This is a genomic window from Pacificibacter marinus, from assembly GCF_018860505.1.
Lineage (GTDB): Bacteria > Pseudomonadota > Alphaproteobacteria > Rhodobacterales > Rhodobacteraceae > Celeribacter > Celeribacter marinus_B.
On record NZ_JAHKPU010000024.1, the window covers coordinates 1 to 18059 of the forward strand.

At 53.6% G+C, this 18059-nt stretch carries 20 protein-coding genes; 7 read left to right on the forward strand and 13 right to left on the reverse strand.

Going from position 1 to position 18059, the window contains the following annotated elements:
* Nucleotides 1-48: 48 nt before the first annotated feature.
* Together arsB and KO503_RS09175 are read right to left on the reverse strand one after the other, a co-directional pair.
* Complete coding sequence (gene arsB, locus KO503_RS09170) at nt 49-1116, reverse strand: ACR3 family arsenite efflux transporter (RefSeq protein WP_215991256.1); 1068 nt, start codon at nt 1114-1116, stop codon at nt 49-51.
* 190 nt (nt 1117-1306) lie between these two features.
* On the reverse strand, nt 1307-1639 hold the full coding sequence (locus KO503_RS09175) for an ArsR/SmtB family transcription factor (RefSeq protein WP_215991257.1): 333 nt from the start codon (nt 1637-1639) through the stop codon (nt 1307-1309).
* Nucleotides 1640-1903: 264 nt separating this feature from the next.
* Here KO503_RS09175 and KO503_RS09180 point away from each other — a divergent pair, with 264 nt between their 5' ends.
* The 3 genes from KO503_RS09180 (at nt 1904) to KO503_RS09190 (ending at nt 5762) form a co-directional block, all read left to right on the forward strand.
* A complete protein-coding gene (locus KO503_RS09180; RefSeq protein WP_215991258.1) occupies nt 1904-4708 on the forward strand; it encodes a glutamine-synthetase adenylyltransferase in 2805 nt (934 codons plus the stop codon).
* A 69-nt stretch (nt 4709-4777) separates the two neighbouring features.
* Nucleotides 4778-5071, forward strand: coding sequence for a hypothetical protein (locus KO503_RS09185; RefSeq protein WP_215991259.1), 294 nt, complete (start codon nt 4778-4780; stop codon nt 5069-5071).
* 184 nt (nt 5072-5255) lie between these two features.
* Complete coding sequence (locus tag KO503_RS09190; protein ID WP_215991260.1) at nt 5256-5762, forward strand: beta-lactamase hydrolase domain-containing protein; 507 nt, start codon at nt 5256-5258, stop codon at nt 5760-5762.
* A 39-nt stretch (nt 5763-5801) separates the two neighbouring features.
* Here the strand turns inward: KO503_RS09190 and eda are convergent, their stop codons facing one another.
* Both eda and edd read right to left on the reverse strand, forming a co-directional pair.
* Entirely contained in the window at nt 5802-6443 is a 642-nt protein-coding gene (eda, locus tag KO503_RS09195) for a bifunctional 4-hydroxy-2-oxoglutarate aldolase/2-dehydro-3-deoxy-phosphogluconate aldolase (RefSeq protein WP_215991261.1), read from the reverse strand.
* A gap of 188 nt (nt 6444-6631) precedes the next feature.
* On the reverse strand, nt 6632-8437 hold the full coding sequence (gene edd, locus KO503_RS09200; RefSeq protein WP_215991262.1) for a phosphogluconate dehydratase: 1806 nt from the start codon (nt 8435-8437) through the stop codon (nt 6632-6634).
* A 403-nt stretch (nt 8438-8840) separates the two neighbouring features.
* Here edd and KO503_RS09205 point away from each other — a divergent pair, with 403 nt between their 5' ends.
* From KO503_RS09205 to KO503_RS09220, 4 genes are all read left to right on the forward strand, one after another.
* Nucleotides 8841-9002: an RSP_7527 family protein gene (locus KO503_RS09205; RefSeq protein ID WP_215991263.1), complete on the forward strand. Its 162-nt coding sequence runs from the start codon at nt 8841-8843 to the stop codon at nt 9000-9002.
* Nucleotides 9003-9181: 179 nt separating this feature from the next.
* On the forward strand, nt 9182-9805 hold the full coding sequence (locus KO503_RS09210; protein WP_215991264.1) for a DUF6778 family protein: 624 nt from the start codon (nt 9182-9184) through the stop codon (nt 9803-9805).
* 41 nt (nt 9806-9846) lie between these two features.
* Complete coding sequence (locus tag KO503_RS09215; protein ID WP_215991265.1) at nt 9847-11052, forward strand: RSP_2647 family RNA methyltransferase; 1206 nt, start codon at nt 9847-9849, stop codon at nt 11050-11052.
* A 13-nt stretch (nt 11053-11065) separates the two neighbouring features.
* The gene (locus KO503_RS09220) at nt 11066-11608 is read left to right on the forward strand and encodes an RSP_2648 family PIN domain-containing protein (protein ID WP_215991266.1); all 543 of its coding nucleotides are present in this window, start codon (nt 11066-11068) and stop codon (nt 11606-11608) included.
* A 4-nt stretch (nt 11609-11612) separates the two neighbouring features.
* Here the strand turns inward: KO503_RS09220 and KO503_RS09225 are convergent, their stop codons facing one another.
* The 9 genes from KO503_RS09225 to KO503_RS09265 form a co-directional block, all read right to left on the reverse strand.
* The gene (locus KO503_RS09225) at nt 11613-11834 is read right to left on the reverse strand and encodes a DUF6434 domain-containing protein (RefSeq protein ID WP_215991267.1); all 222 of its coding nucleotides are present in this window, start codon (nt 11832-11834) and stop codon (nt 11613-11615) included.
* Nucleotides 11835-11865: 31 nt separating this feature from the next.
* Nucleotides 11866-12555 carry a M48 family metallopeptidase gene (locus tag KO503_RS09230; RefSeq protein WP_215991268.1) on the reverse strand — a complete coding sequence of 230 codons (690 nt, stop codon included), beginning with the start codon at nt 12553-12555 and terminating at the stop codon, nt 11866-11868.
* 5 nt (nt 12556-12560) lie between these two features.
* Nucleotides 12561-13235, reverse strand: coding sequence for a DedA family protein (locus tag KO503_RS09235; protein WP_215991269.1), 675 nt, complete (start codon nt 13233-13235; stop codon nt 12561-12563).
* Nucleotides 13232-13714: a hypothetical protein gene (locus KO503_RS09240; protein WP_215991270.1), complete on the reverse strand. Its 483-nt coding sequence runs from the start codon at nt 13712-13714 to the stop codon at nt 13232-13234. The genes KO503_RS09235 and KO503_RS09240 overlap by 4 nt, the downstream gene beginning before the upstream one ends.
* Entirely contained in the window at nt 13711-14895 is a 1185-nt protein-coding gene (locus tag KO503_RS09245) for a vWA domain-containing protein (protein ID WP_215991271.1), read from the reverse strand. The genes KO503_RS09240 and KO503_RS09245 overlap by 4 nt, the downstream gene beginning before the upstream one ends.
* Before the next feature lie 52 nt (nt 14896-14947).
* The gene (locus KO503_RS09250) at nt 14948-15112 is read right to left on the reverse strand and encodes an apolipoprotein acyltransferase (RefSeq protein ID WP_215991272.1); all 165 of its coding nucleotides are present in this window, start codon (nt 15110-15112) and stop codon (nt 14948-14950) included.
* Between the two features lie 78 nt (nt 15113-15190).
* Nucleotides 15191-16618: a DUF2927 domain-containing protein gene (locus tag KO503_RS09255; protein ID WP_303506701.1), complete on the reverse strand. Its 1428-nt coding sequence runs from the start codon at nt 16616-16618 to the stop codon at nt 15191-15193.
* Entirely contained in the window at nt 16619-17065 is a 447-nt protein-coding gene (locus KO503_RS09260) for a GNAT family N-acetyltransferase (protein WP_215991273.1), read from the reverse strand.
* Nucleotide 17066: 1 nt separating this feature from the next.
* Entirely contained in the window at nt 17067-17909 is an 843-nt protein-coding gene (locus KO503_RS09265; protein ID WP_215991274.1) for an AAA family ATPase, read from the reverse strand.
* Nucleotides 17910-18059: the final 150 nt, after the last annotated feature.

An 18059-nucleotide genomic window follows, 5' to 3' on the forward strand; every position in this document is an offset into this window, starting at 1 on the left:
ACGTAAGCGGGACAAGACCAAGGCGGATGGTAGGGGGGATGACAGCTGTTATGCTGAGCCTCCCTCAGAGGGAAACCAGTGTTGTGTCCTGTTTGCGAATGCGACGAGTGATAACATGACCGGCACTTCCACCAGCACGCCGACGACCGTTGCCAGCGCCGCGCCAGATCCCAGACCGAACAGGCTGATCGCGACCGCTACGGCCAGCTCGAAAAAGTTGGAGGTGCCGATGAGGGCGCAGGGGGCTGCGACGTTAAACGGAATGCCCCAAACCCGCGCGGTCCCGTAAGCCAAAAAGAAAATGCCGTAGGATTGAAGCAACAACGGGACAGCAATCATGGCGATCACCAGCGGACGTTCAAGGATAACCTCTCCCTGAAACGCGAAGAGCAGCACGACAGTGACCAGCAAACCGATGATCGAGAACGGCTGAACGCGAGACTTGAAAGACACGATAGCCGCTTCCCCGCCTTTGGCAACCAAGCGCTGTCGCGTCAGGTATCCGACCAACAATGGCAATATAACATATAAGCCAACCGACAACATCAAGGTGTCCCAAGGCACGACGATGTTGGTTGTCCCCAGCAGGAAGGCCACGATCGGCGCAAAGGCAAAGACCATGATAACATCGTTCACACTGACTTGAACCAAGGTGTACGTGGCGTCGCCGCGTGTCAGGTTCGACCAGACAAAGACCATGGCCGTGCAGGGCGCAGCCCCCAGAAGGATCACCCCCGCGAGATAGGCTTGCGCGTCATCCGGTGGGATCAGGCCTGCGAAGACGTAGTTGAAAAACACCACGCCGAGCGCTGCCATCGTGAATGGCTTGATCAACCAGTTGACCACTAGCGTGACGACCAAACCTTTGGGCTTGTCGCCCACTTGACGCAGCGCGCCAAAGTCAACACCCACCATCATGGGATAGACCATGGCCCAAATCAGCACCGCCACAGGTAAGTTGACTGACGCGATTTCCAAAGAAGCGAGTGCGGAAAAAGCGCCCGGAAACAGATTGCCGAGCAACAGCCCCGCGCCAATCGCCAGCGCCACCCAGACGGAAAGCCAGCGTTCAAAAAGTCCAAGTCCTGCCGCAGCGGGAAGTGATGTATCGGTCATGTCATGCTTTCTGTAGAAAGAGAGACGTCGCCAGTTTGGGTGGCAGACGTGTCAGTATCGTCGAGGGTGTGTTGCAGGGGCATTTGGTATGGCGCCCTGCTTTTGCTGTGTCGTTTGCGCGGATCGAGTGCGCAAAACTCCCAGTGCAACGGACTAAAATATTGTATCTTTCCTTGGCCATGTCTGTGTCCTAACAGGCGCATGCGAGTTCGTTGATGACCGGCTGGCACAGCTCTGGTTGTCCGCCACAGCAGTCCTCCATCAAAAAAGCCAGCAGGCCTCGTACACCTTCCATATCCGAAAAGTAACGGATGCTGCGGCCTTCGCGCTCGCTTCGGATCAAACCTGAACGCGCCAAAATTGAAAGGTTGGTCGACATTGTATTCTGGCGCACGTTCAAGGTGTCGCTGATGTCCCCAGCCGTCATGCCGACGTCACCAGCTTTGATGAGAAGACGAAAGACATCAAGTCGAGTGGCCTGACTGAGAGCGGTGAAAGCGTCGAGTGCATTAATTTTATCCATATATCGGGAATTATAGATATGTAGAGGGTGAGTCAATCCTTCCTTTGAAGTGGCGAATGTGACCCAAGTGAAAACGGCTATGCACTTCCACCTCAGGAGGCTTCAACGCGGTCAGCCATTGCTGATAAAGCGTTGCCTCAGTCCGTTACCCGCGACTAATAGCTACAAATTTGTGCCACGGTTTTAAACTGATAGCTGTTTTGATCTTGCACAAGGTCTTGAGAAAGGGGTCTTATAGGCTGCCAATCCATTGGAGACCACCAGATGTCTAGCACGTCCTTTGCAAGTAAAATAACGCGGCTGCCACGGGCCTTTGATCAAGATCGAGGGGCTGAAGCGGCGGCATTTGTGCCCGATTTGACGGGGCAAACGCGTGATTTGATCATCGGTGCGGGGGGCAGTGCGCCTTATTTGCATGGGTTAATCGGGCGCGAAGCTGATTGGATAACGCTGGCGCTCAACGACCCTGATGCGGCATTGACCTCTGAGTTGACGCGCATTGAGGCTCTGGCCCCTGATACGCAGATTACCGCATTGAACGCAGAATTGCGCCGCGCCAAACGACGTGTCGCCTTGCTTGCGGGCTTGTGCGATTTGGCTGGAGTCTGGCCGCTGCATCAAGTCACGGGGGCCTTGTCGGATCTGGCTGATCACACGACACATACAGCGTTACGAGCGCATGTCGCACGTGAGATCGAACGTGGAAAATTACCAGGTCAGACCCAAGATGATGTTGAAAGCTGCGCTGGCATGGTGGCCTTGGCCATGGGCAAGCATGGGGCAGGTGAGCTCAATTATTCGTCTGATATTGATCTCATTTGCCTGTTTGACGAGACCCGATTTGATCCTGTGGACCGTATGGATGCGCGTGCGGGTTTTATTCGCGCCACACGTAAAGCCATGGCGTCTTTGTCCGAACTCACTGCGGATGGATACGTGTTTCGCACGGATTTGCGCCTGCGCCCTGATCCATCTGTGACGCCTGTCTGTTTCGCTATGGACGCGGCAGAGCGCTATTATGAAAGTGTCGGGCGCACATGGGAACGCGCGGCCTATATCAAGGCGCGTACCGCCGCGGGCGATTTGGTGGCGGGGCAGCAGTTTTTGGACACGCTCACACCTTTCGTTTGGCGCAAACATCTTGATTTTGCGGCCATTCAGGAAACCCATGATATGCGGCTGAAAATACGTAAACACAAAGGGTTAGGTGGCGCACTTAAACTTGAAGACCACAACATCAAATTGGGACTTGGAGGTATTCGAGAAATCGAGTTTTTCGCCCAAACACGGCAATTGATTGCAGGGGGACGCGACAAAGATTTACGGATGCGTGGCACTTGTGATGCATTAAGAGGATTGGCTGATAAGTCTTGGATAGAACATGATATTTGTGACATTTTGACCGCCGATTATACCGCGCATAGAGAGGTAGAACATCGCTTGCAAATGCTGCGCGACCAGCAAACGCATAGCCTGCCATCAACGCCAGACGAATTCGACCGATTGGCGTATTTGATGGGGATGGACACAGAGGCAATGCGTGCAGATATTTTGCAACGTTGCGCACGCGTACATGAGGTGACAGAGGGCTTTTTTGCCCCCTCCGAAGTGCAAGCGCCAGAGATTGACCAATCCGATGAGTTGCGCGAAATCACATCGCGCTGGCAAAGCTATCCGGCACTGCGCTCAGAGCGCGCACAGGAAATTTTTGATCGCCTGAAACGGGACATTTTAATCCGTATCCAAGCTCAAGATCGCCCTTTGGAAGTGGCTGCCAATTTGGATGGTTTCTTGCGCGGATTGCCCGCTGGCGTGCAGCTTTTTGCATTGTTTGAGGCCAATCCTCAATTGATCGACCTGATCCTTGATATCGTTGCGACAGCACCGCATTTGGGGCGGTATTTGTCGCGAAACTCTGGCGTTTTAGATGCTGTTATTGGTGGCGCTTTCTTTGCGCCATGGCCCGGATACGATGCTTTGCGTGTCGAGTTGGCGCAGACCTTGGCCAAATCCGAAGATTACGAGTTGGCCTTGGACAATTCGCGTCGCTGGGCCAAAGAATGGCATTTTCGCATTGGTGTCCACCAATTGCGCGGGCTCATTTCTGCGGATGAGGCTGGGCAGCAATATTGCGATTTGGCGTCTGCGTCGATTGCGGCGCTTTACGATGTGGTGGTCGATGCCTTTGCACAAAAACACGGGGTGCCGCCAGGGCGCGGTGCACTGGTTTTGGGCATGGGATCACTTGGGGCTGGACGCTTAACGGCTGCCTCTGATCTGGATATGATTGTGATTTATGATGCAGGTGGCGTTGAATATTCGGATGGAAAACGTCCATTGGCTTCAAGAACTTATTACGCACGCTTAACGCAGGCTATGATCACGGCCGTCACCGCGCAAACCGCGCAGGGGCGACTGTACGAGGTTGACATGCGGCTGCGCCCGTCAGGCAAGCAAGGCCCTGTCGCCACCTCTTTTGACAGCTTTACGGCTTATCAACAAAACGAGGCTTGGGTCTGGGAGCACTTGGCGTTGACGCGCGCCCGTGTCGTTGTTGGCGCGCCTGATTTGTCTGCGGCGGTCGAGCAGTTCCGCACCAGCCTGCTACAAACACGACATGACGAAGCCGCGATCCGGTTTGAAACCAACGATATGCGCAGGCGTTTGGCAGAGGCCAAGCCTGGGACACCTTGGGATCCTAAAAGCGGGGCTGGACGGATGATGGATATCGAACTGGTGGCCGAGGCAGCTGCTTTGATCACGGGTTGCCCCGCGCAAGACGTTTATACGCAGTTACAATCGGGGCGAGACTTTGGTTGGTTGACGCAAGACGAACACGACGTTTTGCGCACAACGTATAAGCTTACATGGCGCTTGCAGTCGGCAGCGCGCTTGTTGACGGGGGACAAACTTGATCCGGCGGCCATCGGTACGGATGGGCGCGCGTTTTTGATGCGCTCTACCGAAACCGATAGCATCGAGGCCTTGTCGATACAGATCGCACAGGCAAGTGCTGCGGCTGCTGATGTGTTGGACCGCGTTCTGGCACGCCCTGCTGTGTCATCATAAACGCTATGGCTCTTGCGCGGAGCCTTGGCACACTTTAGCTGATGAAAGCTCAAAACAGGAGAACCGCTCATGTCGCGCCGCGAAACACTTGATTACGATGAAGCGCTCGATCCGGGGGGATTGATCCGCGAATCCTACCGCATTGAAAACATCACGATCCAAGAGGCGCGGTCGATCTTTTTGGATTGGGCAATCAAAATTGGACCGGATTTGCGACCAGATATTGCGATCCGGCGCTTGATTGGCCTTTATGAGCAAGGGGCAGCGGACCATCATCCGATGACTTTGGTCTTGCGTGAAGGTTTGGTCAGTTTGACTGGCCCAAGCGTGCGGCGTGGCGGATCTCGTGCGCGTCGCGGTTAAGGCGCGCGATACTTTCGATATGCGCAATTGACTCATACTGTGATCATTTGACTAAATTTCGCGTTTTCTCTCTGAGATAGGATAACGTATTCGTAAGCAGTTTTAGGCATATTTAGAGCATTAGAACAAAAAGACCCAAGGTGCTGAGGGCTTGGATGTGCCGATCGTGGAAATGGAGTTTTACATGCGCGTTAGAAAACTTAACGGAATGTTCGCGATTGCCAATCAGGTGGAGGTGAACACGGTCCAAGATTTGGCAAAAGCCGGTTACAAAACAATTATTTGCAATCGACCAAATCATGAAGGCCTTGATCAAGTTGACTTCAGCGCAATCGCGGCCGAGGCGCAGAAACTTGGTTTAAAAGCGGTTTATCTGCCAATTCATGAGAGAGGGGCAACCGAGCAGGATCAAGCGGCGTTTGATGACCATATATTTGCCTGCCCTAAACCGATTGTCGCCTTCTGTCGCTCAGGCACGCGCCCAGCAGCGCTCTGGGCGAAATTCGATGTTGTACATAACGGTGGACATGTAGGTGGTCCAGAGCGCCGTGTTGACGCGATGCGATCAGGTGCGATGTCTGCGCAACCTGCGGCAAGCATGGCTTATGCAGCAGGTTTCAGAGCGCCAAGACTGAGTGCCATTACAACAATCGGGTCGAGGGCATCGCGTATAAGCCGCAGATCGAGTTGATCCGCAGCTTATGTAAGTGTTTTTTGGAATGAGACAGCGTTAGCGCGACAGTGCAGCGGCCTCGCGTGCCAGTTCTTCGATGGCTTTCCAGTCGCCTTTGTTCACCAGATCATTCGGTGCAACCCATGAACCGCCAACGCAAAGCGCGTTGGGCAAAGACAAATACTGGTGCGCCGTCTTCAGTGAAATGCCGCCGGTTGGACAGAATTTCATTTGCGGTAAAGGCGCGCCGATGGCTTTCAGCGCAGGGGCGCCGCCGTTGGCTTCCGCAGGGAAAAACTTGGCGACAGTATAGCCGCGCTCAAGCAGGCGCATCACATCTGAGGATGTCGCAGTGCCGGCCAACAATGGCATGTCCTGTGCTTCGCAAGCATCCAAAAGAGCGTCTGTTGCGCCAGGGGATACGCCGAATTTTGCGCCCGCAGCTTTGGCGTTTGTCACGTCTTGCGCCGTCAAAAGCGTGCCCGCGCCAACTGTGCCACCTTCGACTTTTGACATCTCTTTGATAACGTCAAGGGCGCAGGGGGTGCGCAAGGTCACTTCGAGAGCTGGCAAACCGCCCGCGACAAGCGCTTCGGCCAATGGACGTGCATGGGCGACGTCATTGACAACAAGAACAGGAACGACGGGGGCAAGTGCGCAAATTTCGGCGCACAGAATGCTGGCCTCTTGTGGGGTCATGGTGGGGCTCCTTATGCCACAAAATAGGGGTGTTAGCCCTAACAAGCCTATTGTCACGCTCAGGTCAAGGGACAGTCGCTTTTGCAACGCGTTTGAGCATCACACAATGCGCCAAACTTATGAAAATGCCGCCCACAGGGTTGTGAGCGGCACATTCTTAGATCAACAGCTGGGCTTGATGGCCGATCCTATAGGATTGTCGCAGCGCCTTCGGTGGCATTGCCCGCGTTTTGGCGGAACACTTCGAACAGCTCGCGGCCCATGCCGATGCTATTGGCGGACAAATCAATTTGCACGGCGTCGCGGGTGTCAAAATCTGCCTCAAGCACTTCTAAAGTGCCTGCAACCGCATCCACGCGGACCAAGTCGCCATCGCGCAGTTTTGCGATCGGTCCACCATTTGCGGCCTCTGGTGAGACGTGAATGCAAGCGGGCACTTTACCAGAGGCCCCAGACATACGGCCATCCGTGACCAGCGCCACTTTGAGACCGCGATCTTGCAGGATTGATAGAGTAGGGGTCAAGGAATGCAATTCGGGCATACCGTTGGCACGCGGACCTTGGAAGCGCACGACAACCACGGTGTCATCAGTGAATTCGCCATTGTTAAAGGCGGGTTTCACATCGCGTTGATCGTGGAAAATGCGAACTTTGGCCTCAACGATGCGGCGCTCTGGGGCCACGGCAGAGACTTTCATCACGCCGCGTCCAATATTGCCTTTAAGCTCTTTCAGGCCACCGGTTTTTTGAAAAGCATCAGCGACTGGGCGCAAAATACGATCGTTCAGCGTCTCTTTCGAGCCGTCTTCAAACACCAATGCGCCGTCTTTGATTTTCGGATCTTTGGTGTACAGTGATAGCCCATCACCAGCGATGGTTTTGACATCTTCATGCAGCAAACCATTTTCCAAAAGCTGCCCAATCATATAACCAAGCCCGCCGGCCGCGTGGAAGTGGTTCACATCCGCTAAGCCGTTCGGATAGACTTTGGCCATCAAAGGGATCACTTCTGAGATATCAGAGAAATCTTGAAGGTCCAGAATGATGCCTGCAGCACGCGCCATGGCTGGCATGTGCAACACAAGATTGGTCGAGCCACCGGTTGCCATCAAGCCAACAAGCCCGTTCACAAAAGCTTTTTCATCCAAAATCTGCGACGTCGGACGGAAATCATTGCCCAGATTGGTAATCTCAAGGGCTCGTTTGGCCGCGGCTGCGGTCAATGCGTCACGCAGATCGGTGCCTGGATTGACAAAGGATGCGCCGGGCAGGTGCAGCCCCATGATTTCCATCAACATTTGGTTGGTGTTGGCTGTGCCGTAAAACGTACAGGTGCCAGATCCGTGATATGACGCCATTTCAGCCTTCATCAACTCTTCACGACCAATTTCGCCAGTCGCAAATTGCTGACGCACTTTGGCTTTTTCATCATTCGGAATGCCCGAGGTCATCGGACCCGCTGGAACAAACACGGACGGAATGTGGCCATATGTCGCCGCCGCCATCACAAGGCCCGGGACGATTTTGTCACAAATTCCAAAGAACACGGCGGCGTCAAAGCAATTGTGCGACAGGCCCACACCCGCAGCCAAGGCGATCACATCACGGGAAAAGAGGGACAGTTCCATGCCTGGTTGACCTTGGGTGACACCATCACACATCGCTGGAACACCACCTGCGACTTGGGCTGTTGCACCAACAGAGCGCGCCGCATCGCGGATGATGTCGGGGTAATGTTCGTAAGGTTTATGTGCGGACAGCATGTCATTATATGCGGTGATGATGCCAAGGTTTGCCGCGCGATCTGCAACAAGCGCATCTTTGTCTTGTCCCATGGCCGCGTAGGCATGAGCTTGGTTGCCGCAGCTCAAATGTGCGCGCACAGGGCCCGCGTTTGCAGCAACGCCCATCCGCTCTAAGTATGCGTCACGTGTTGGGCGTGAGCGCTCTATGATACGGTCGGTGACGGCTTTGATCTGTGCATTAAGTGACATGGAGCGGGCCTTTGCGGTCAATTTTAGGGTGAATTGCGTTTTGTGGGCTTGCGTGAGTTTATATACATCTCGTTAGCGCTAAACTATACTGTGTTAGCGCTAACTTAAAGCCGCAGTGCAGAAATGTCCAGAACCATTTGCCACATCGGCGTGCGGTATAGCATCTGCCTGTTCTTTCATCGACGAACACCAGTGAACTGGATGATGCCAAGGTATTTCTTGCGACACGATCCGGTATTTCCAACATGTTGCGCTGCAATGCAGCAGGCGCATGGCGGGGTTTCGCAATGGGTAGTGGTGGTCTGAGGCTGTGAGGCGTAGGTATGGATCAAGCAATACGACAGTGTCCTTGACCTAGGATACAGAGCGCAAAACAAAATTACGACTTAAAAGGAAATATAACATGACAAACGCACCAGTCTCACAACTCGAACTCGTTGCAATCGAAGCGCGTGCACGTCAACTTCGTGCTGAAACTGCTCTGAGCATCGTTACAACCGTTTCCAAATGGGTTCGTCGCCTGTTTTCCTTCGGTGCGACCTCAACAGCACAAAGCGCTGCGTAAATCTGATTTTGGTACGCTTGAGAGGGCTGCCTGATCAGATTATGACCAAAAATGATATACAGGTCTTTAGATAAGACCCAGAAAAATCCCGCAAAATGCTGCGGGATTTTCTCATTCCTGCCTCAATTCGCCATCATGGTTAACACAGAATTAATGGGGAATACCCCGGAGGCAGAGCAATGAAAACCGTCACTAAACGCGTAAAAATGATCGCAGCAATCGGCCTCATGGTCAGTGCCGCAGCCTGTGCACCTGTTGAAACAGTGTCGCGTGCCGCGCCAATTGATGCTCCGCTTTCTGGGCAGGTCTCAGCCAAACCAAATTACATCCAGCCAGATTTTAAAGTCAGCAAGATCAATGTTTTCGTGCCAAAAGATTTAACCGTATCAGAAGCCAATACATATAAACCAAACGCTGACATTGTGTGGCGCGGAGATGCTTACGGCAATCGTTATGAACAAGTTCAAGCTGTTTTAGAAGCAGGGCTGGCGACAGGCGCGCGGGCATTTGATGGTGCAAAAGAAGTCATCGTCGATGTGCAATTGGTACAGTTTCACGCGCAAACCGAAAAAGTGCGTTACACCTTTGGTGGCGAACACGAAATTATGTTTGCTATGACCATTCGCGACGCCCAGACAGGGGCCACACTCGTACCGCCGCGCTTGGTGGATGCAACTTTCGATGCTTTGGGTGGTATCGCTGCCGTAAATGCCGAAAAAGCTGGCGTGACACAGAAAGTACGGATCATCGAACGACTGGCAGAAGTGATCACAACTGAGCTGCAACAGCCCTACGCCTTCTGATCCCCCTTTCATGGAACGCAAAACCTCAGTAAGAGGGGGGCATGACGCACCCTTCTGAATCATTACCCACCATTCGTCTTACCCCAAAAGCCAATGCCCGCGCAGTGCGCCACGGCAGCCCTTGGGTGTTTGACAATGAGCTGGTCCTCGACCGCCGCACGAAAAACCTCACACCCGGCGCAATTGCGCGGCTTGAGGATGCGGAGCGTAACTTTTTGGCCCTTGTTGGCGTCAATCCGAACAGCCGCATTTTTGCGCGGGTGTTGGATCGCGATCCCGACATGGCGATTGACGAGGCTTGGTTTGCCCCCCGCGTCAAACATGCGCTGCAACATCGCGAAATGATGTATGCTGAGCCCTTTTATCGCTTGATCCACGCCGAAGCCGATGGCCTGCCAGGGGTTATCGTTGATCGTTTCGGCGATACTTTGGTGATCCAGCCGAATGCGGCTTGGGCTGATGCCTTGCTGACACCTTTGGTCGCAGCTTTGAAATCCGTCACCGGTGCCACGACTTTTGTGATGAACGGCTCTGGCCGTGCACGCACTTTGGAAGGTTTGGACGAAAAACTAGAAGTGATCGATGGCGCTGTCGAAGGCGTGATCCCCGTATCCATGAACGGCGCCACTTACATGGCCGACCTTATGGGCGGGCAAAAAACCGGATTGTTTTTTGATCAACGCGACAACCACGCCTTCGCGCAGAATCTTGTCAAAGGCAAACGCGTCTTGGATGTGTTTTCCCATGTTGGCGGGTTCGGCTTGGCAGCTTTGGCAGCCGGTGCAGAATCCGTTGTCTGTGTTGACAGCTCTGCACCTGCGCTTGAATTGGCTGCACAAGGCGCGGCTGCTATGGGCGTGTCTGACAAGTTCAGCGCCCGCAAAGGCGATGCTTTCGATACTATGGCAGCTTTGTTGGCCGAGGGCGAAAAGTTCGACGTTGTGATCTGTGATCCACCTGCGTTCGCGCCAAGCAAACCTGCACTTGAAAAGGGTCTGCGCGCCTATGAACGCGTGGCGAAAATGGCGGCTGCTTTGGTTGTCGATGGTGGATATCTGGGCCTGTGTTCGTGTTCACATGCCGCTGATTTGGAACGGTTCCGCAATTCGTGCAACCGTGGCATTGGCCGCGCGACACGATCAGCGCAACTTATCCATACGGGCTTTGCCGGTGCCGATCATCCACTGATGCCGCAACTCGCGGAAAGCGGATATCTTAAAGGTCTGTTTTACCGCATGATGTCTTAAGGACTTCAAACACATGAAAAAAGTGCTCCTTGATGCCTGCGTTTTATACCCCACAGTGATGCGTGAGGTTCTGTTGAACGTGGCCGCCAAGGGGCTTTTTACCCCGCTGTGGTCTGAGCGCATTTTAGAAGAATGGGCCAGAGCCGCGCGTAAAATTGGCCCGACGGGCGAGGCGCAGGCCCGCGCCGAAGTGGCGCTTATCAAAGCCGTTTGGCCAAAGGCTTGCGTTAAACCTCACGCGGGGTTGCAGGCGCGGCTGTATCTGCCCGATGAAAATGACATTCATGTGCTTGCTGCCGCGATTGCAGGCAATGCCGACGAGCTTGTCACCATGAACGCCTCAGATTTTCCGCAAAACACCCTGCGCGAAGAGGGCGTTGAGCGCCGTGACCCCGATGGGTTCTTGTGGGAGCTCGCCTCGCATCACCCTGATCTGGTTGGTGCTGCTTGCGAAGACGTTCGCTTGACGGCCGAACGTCTGTCTGGCCAGCCATGGGATATGCGCAAACTGATGAAAAAAGCGCGATTGCCGCGTTTGGGCAAAATGCTGGGCTAATTTGTTATTGGGTCTTTTTTGCCACCTGACGCCGCATCCATTCATCCGCAACATCGCCCAAGGTTAAATCCGTTCCGTCTTTGATCCATTGCATAAAGGGGCGGTCAAATTTGAAGTCTTCGCCGCAGGTTTGCCGTAAAAATCGACGCACATTCTGTGTGTTTTTATAATTGGGCGTAATGGGCGTGTCTCGGTTGAGAGGGGCTGAATGCCAGTCTATCCGCATGTGACGTCCTCCGATTGATGCGTTTATGTGGCTAAGCCTGCCACTTTGCCTCGTTCACCTCAATCGCTTTGATCCGTTCTTCCACTTTCGGATGGCTCATAAACCATGCAGGGGTCTTGGCGCCATGTGCGCCTGTCAGTGCATTAAGTTTCAAAAACAGTGATTTCTGCGCCTCAGTGCCAATGCCTGATTTGTGCAACAAGGCAGAGGCATAGGCGTCCGCTTCAAATTCATCGCGGCGCGACAGTTTCGCGGCGAGCATGCTGGTCATGGCTGAGGCGATATAGATCGCAAACGGGCCGATGAGAGGCACAAAACGCAATCCCATAGCGAGCGCCGTGCGCAGAGCATTTTGACCTGAAAAATCAATCATCCGCCGTTTGGAATGACCCAAAGCGACATGGCCCAATTCATGCGCCACAACGGATGCCATTTCTTCGGCTGTGACTTCGCCAGAACGGAATTTTTGGTAAAACCCGCGCGTGATATAGACTTTGCCATCTGGGGCCGCCAAGCCGTTCACTGGCTCGATGTCATATAAAAACACTTGCACACGCGGCAAATCGAGTGCGTGAGCCAGCCGCATGAATTGATCGCGCAGGGTAGCGTCAGCCAGTTCAGCGGATTTTGACGCCAATTCACGCGCAGAGCGTCCCGCAGACATGCGGTACATAACATAGCCGTAGATGAGGGCCAAAAGGATGGGGAGGAACTTGAGCATATGACTTATATGGTGCTCTCGGATTGTTTGGCAAAGGGGGCAGGGGCTGTTTCTTGCTTTTGCTCGTTCTCGCGGGCTTTATCCGTGGCACGTTGCGCGCGCAACACTTGGGTGATCCAAAGGCCTGCAACGGCCGCGATGACCAAAGCTGCGATCAAGCCCATGACATCGCTCACCAGTTCGGACACCAATGCCAAACTGCCCGCGAATGCAAAACCAATCCAAATGTACAGATTGACCCAAATCGCCTCGCCTAAGACATCTGCGATGGTAAAGCGCAGCCATTTCAAACCAGCAGCGCCCGCGACCACATTTACATAGGGTCCAAGGGGCGCGACAAGCCATGTTGAGAAAAACACACCGTATCCGCCGCGCCTGTCCACGGTTGCCTCTGCCCGTGCGATCACACGTGCGCGGGCAGGTGACCGTGACAGTCGCGTCAAAGCGCGTCGTCCGAATTTACGCCCGATAAAGAAACCGGTTTGGTCCCCCAAAACCGCGCCTGAAAACGCCGATAGCAACAAAATGGGGGCCGAAATATCACCTGAAGCTGCCAAAGCGCCGCCAGCCAGCATCATCAAAGATGTGGGGATAGGAATGAACAAACATGAAAAATAAGTGCAGATGCAGACGCCTAGATAGCCATAGGTTGTGATCAGCGCGACAATATTATCCGTCATGATCCATCCTTTGGCGCAGGGCGATGCGGAGGAGGAGGCGGCGGAGGAGAAGGGCGCGTCAGGTTGAAACTGTGGATCGCGTCTTCAATAGATGTGATCAAATCGCGCGTTGACATATCCTTTGCAGCGGCGATTTGGTCCAAGTTCATGGGGCCTTTTTTATGACGTTGAAAATCGCCTAAGGCGTCGCCCACGATATGCGGCGGAACGGCCCAAGAGTGTGCGATATATTTTGGCGTCATCCATGGCTCTATCGCTTGGGCGCGATGTTGCGGATCATGCCAATAGACCCAAAGCGCCACGGAGCGTACAGTGAACAGCCCCGCGACCGCCAGTGAGACCACCAAGACAACCGTGGCGATTGGCGTATTTTGCCAAAGACGTTTGAAAAACTGTGATATAACGCGATCCTTTTCGGGCGTTTCGTGGGGGTTATACGCAGGTTTTGCAGTGTTCCGTCGCGTAGGGCGTGTTTTCACGACCCCAATAGTTTCATACCCTTTGTCAGCCCGTCAAGCGTCATCGGCACCATGCGGTTGTCGAAAATTTCGTTAATCATGCCAATGGATTGCGTGTAGCGCCAATGATCTTGAGGCACAGGATTAAGCCAGAGGTGATCGGGCCAATGGGCGCGGGCACGCGACAGCCAAACTTCGCCGCTTTCATCATTGTAATGTTCGGTCGCACCACCACGCATCGCGATTTCATAAGGTGACATCGACGCATCGCCAACAAAAATCACTTTGTAGTCTTTACCGTAGGTGTTGAAAACATCTTGGGTCGGGGTTTGCCCGTTCCAACGACGGATATTGTCGCGCCAAACGCCTTCATACAAGCAGTTGTGGAAATAGTAGTATTCAAGGTGCTTGAACTCTGTGCGTGCGGCAGAAAACAATTCTTCGACCACCTTGATGTGATCATCCATCGAGCCGCCCACGTCAAAAAACATTAAGACTTTTACGGCATTGCGCCGCTCAGGTCGCGTTTTTACATCAAGATAGCCGTTCTCAGCCGTCGCGCGGATGGTGCCGTCCAAATCCAGCTCGTCATGGGCGCCGTCTCTGGCCCAAGAGCGCAGACGTTTCATCGCAACTTTAATATTACGGGTTCCAAGTTGGGCCGTGTCGTCGAGGTTTTTGAAATCCCGTTTGTCCCAAACTTTGACAGCTTTTCGGTGACGCGATTGGTCTTGTCCGATGCGCACGCCTTCGGGGTTGTAACCGTAGGCACCAAAGGGCGAGGTGCCGCCAGTGCCGATCCATTTAGAGCCACCTTGATGTCGGTCTTTTTGCTCGTCCAAGCGCTTTTTGAGTGTTTCCATCAGCGTGTCAAACCCACCCAAGGCGTCGATTTCGGCGCGTTCTTCGGCGCTTAGGTGTTTTTCAATTTCCTTGCGCAGCCAGTCTTCGGGCAGATCAATAGCCTCGATAACCTGTTCTGAAGATATGCTTTCAAGACCTTGAAAAGATTTTGAAAAAGCCTGATCGAACTTGTCTATGTTGCGTTCATCTTTGACCATGATAGCGCGGGCCAGAAAATAAAATTCCTCGATGTCATACTGTGCAAGACCGGTGGAGATAGCTTCCAAAAACGCGAGATATTCGCGCAAAGACACAGGCACGTTGTGACTGCGTAATGTTTGGAAAAAGGGTAAAAACATCAAAGGTCCCTCACATAAAGGGGCTGGTCTGCGTGGCGCAGGTCCAGGGATCTTAGATCAAGATATCGATGATTAGCGTGATAAATAGCCCGATCACAGAAAACCCCAGCATCAAAGCCGCAGCATATTGCAGCTTGTCCAATCGGTTTCCGTCCCGTTTTGTGGCGATACGCCACCCAAGTGTTGCGCCGACAATTGCCAATAGAATGACGATCATAGTCTTATGTCCTTCATCTGCCAAAATGCGCGCAAGCCTGCGTCACTCTCTGGGCTGTTTTTGCGAAACAGAGCCGTCTTAACGCCGCGCGAGACTTGCAATTTCGCTGGATCGAGCAAGGACCTGTTCATCTGTGCCAAATCCATACCGCGCCCAGCCCAGACTGTCGAGCCGAACCAGCCGTGCCTCAGAGGCGCGCCCAAGAGCGGTCAGGGCTTCGGCTTTGGTCATCATCAAAGAGGCGAGCAAGGTTGCATTGCCTGCGGTGCGCGCGATCGGGATCGCAGTGTTGGTGAGACGCAAGGCTTCGTCAAAATTGTTATCAAGCAAAGCAATGGCCGAAAGTTGCAACGCGACATGAGCCGCATGATAGGCTGTGTCGCTACGTGCCGTATAAATGGCGTAGGCATCTGACAATGCAGCCCGTGCAAGCCCGCGATCAGCCCCAACAGACAAGCGGCCAAGCAAAAAGAGTGAAAACCCTGTGCGCGAGTCATTCCACCCTTGGGACAGCGCAAAGTTGACAGCGCGTGCTGCGGCTGCGCGACGCGCATTCGGTGATGGTTGCGCGCCCATTGCGGCCTCGACATCGTTGATCCACGCGCGTGGTGTCGGGGTAAAGGGCGGTGTGCTCACGCGATTTCCGGCGGGATTAATGTGGCTCAAAATTGCAGGTAAGCGCTGTGCCACCTGCGCGCGTGACATGCCGTTGCGCAGGGCAGGGTCATAGGTTGCGCGCAAAATCAACATATCAAATTCAGTCAAGATCGAATGAATATTGTCGTCATTATACACACTGTCGGTCAAGCTATACAGGTCGTTGAGCGGTCCCAAAGCTTGGGCCAATTCTTCGTGCAGACAGTCGCGCATTTCTTGCGGCGCTTCGTCATTGGGGATGAAGATCGACAGTTTTTCGCGCCGCATGACGTTGGTCCAGCTCAGATCACTGCGGGCGGCATGACGATATTGATCCCAGCTGGAAATATTGGGCGCAACGATGCAAGCCGCATTGGGAATACGTTGGCGTAAGTCTGCATGGGGCAGGGTCTCGATGGTGATATTCGCGTCCACATTTGGTCCGACGCGGGTGATATCAATGCCCGCCTCACGGCGCAATCGCGCGATCAAAAGCTCTAGATCAGGGCCTAAGGATGCAGGGATGGCACTCCCCGTCACGCGCAGGGTGATCGGTCCGTCAAATCGGGTGAATTGTGACAGTTCCGTGCCATTTTCAAGTTGGAAACTCAGCGCCATAAAATCACGCGCAATTGAGGTATTCGAGCGGGTGATTTTAGCGGGCCTCAGGGATGAAAAGAGTTTCATCGGTGGCAAATCAAGCAAGACCGAGGGTGCACGAGCTGTGTCGCGCTGCGTTCGCAGTTCAGGTGCGCCACAACCGATCAGAACCCCCATAGCCAAAACCACAGCGCCCAGCCGCCAAGCACGGCCTGCGGCGATGGGGCAAGTGGCAGAATTAGGTTTGGATAAGGGGGGGGATTTAAGCACTTATGATGGCCTTTGGTATTTCACAAACGGGGTTAAAGTGGCAACTTGATCATAGAGATTGCGGGCCGTGACGTTGGACTCTTGCGTCATCCAATACACTGATGGCGTCCCATTTTCATCTGCGGCACTGTAAACGCGGTTGATCAAGGCCCGTGCGGCCCCTTTGCCACGTGCGCTTGGCGCTACGTATAGGTCTTGCAGGTAGATCACATCTTCCAGCCGCCAATTATGGGCATGGGTGATGTAATGCACAAAACCAATGATCTTGTCGTCTAAGACAGCGACAAAAGCGGCGCGTTCAGACTGCGCAGGGTCCGTCAGCCGATTGAACGTGGCTTCTGATACTGCGTCGGGCACAGCAGACTCGTAAAACGTCAAATAGGCCTGCCAAAGCGGTTTCCATGCCTCTTGATCTGTACGCGTCAAAGATCGAATGGTGATGTTCATCTCAGCGACGTCCTTTGCGGTCTAAAAAGGCCAAACGTTCAAACAGCGCCACGTCTTGTTCGTTTTTCAACAAGGCGCCATGCAATTTGGGCAGCGCGTTTGCACTGTCCATCGCAAGGTCTTCCGGTGTTAAATCTTCTGCCAGCAGCAATTTAAGCCAATCCAGTACTTCCGAGGTCGAGGGTTTCTTTTTCAACCCTTGAGTCTCTCTTATGGTATAGAACTGTGTCAAAGCCGTGGTCAAAAGGCGGTCTTTCAGGTTCGGGAAGTGAACGTCGACGATTTGGCGCATCACCTCCATGTCTGGAAAGCGGATGTAATGGAAAAAACAGCGCCGCAAAAACGCGTCTGGCAGTTCCTTTTCGTTGTTCGAGGTGATGATGATCACAGGGCGATGGCGCGCGCGCACGGTTTCACCCGTCTCGTAGACATGAAATTCCATCTTATCGAGTTCTTGCAGCAAATCATTGGGAAATTCGATATCGGCCTTGTCGATTTCATCAATCAGCAAAACCACTTTTTCGTCCGCCTCAAAGGCCTGCCAAAGTTTGCCTTTCTTGATGTAATTGCTCACATCCTCGACTTTTGGATCCCCCAACTGACTGTCACGCAAGCGCGACACGGCGTCATATTCATACAGGCCTTGCTGGGCGCGGGTGGTGGATTTGATATTCCATTCGATCATCTGCATGCCCATGCTTGCGGCCACTTGGCGTGCCAGTTCGGTTTTGCCTGTCCCCGGTTCGCCTTTGACCAAAAGAGGACGCTCCAGCGTGATGGCCGCGTTCACAGCAACTGTGAGGTCTTTGGGCGCGATATAAGTGTCAGTTGATGCGAATTTCATAGCTAAAGAGCCCCGATCTAACGAATTTTCAGGCCAATCATAGCAGCGGATCACAAAGGTACAACGCGTGGTAGATCACCTAGTGACATCCGCTTGCAAAGCAGGTAAATGAGCGGCAATTGGAGGTGCCGACCAGTCAAAAGTGATAGC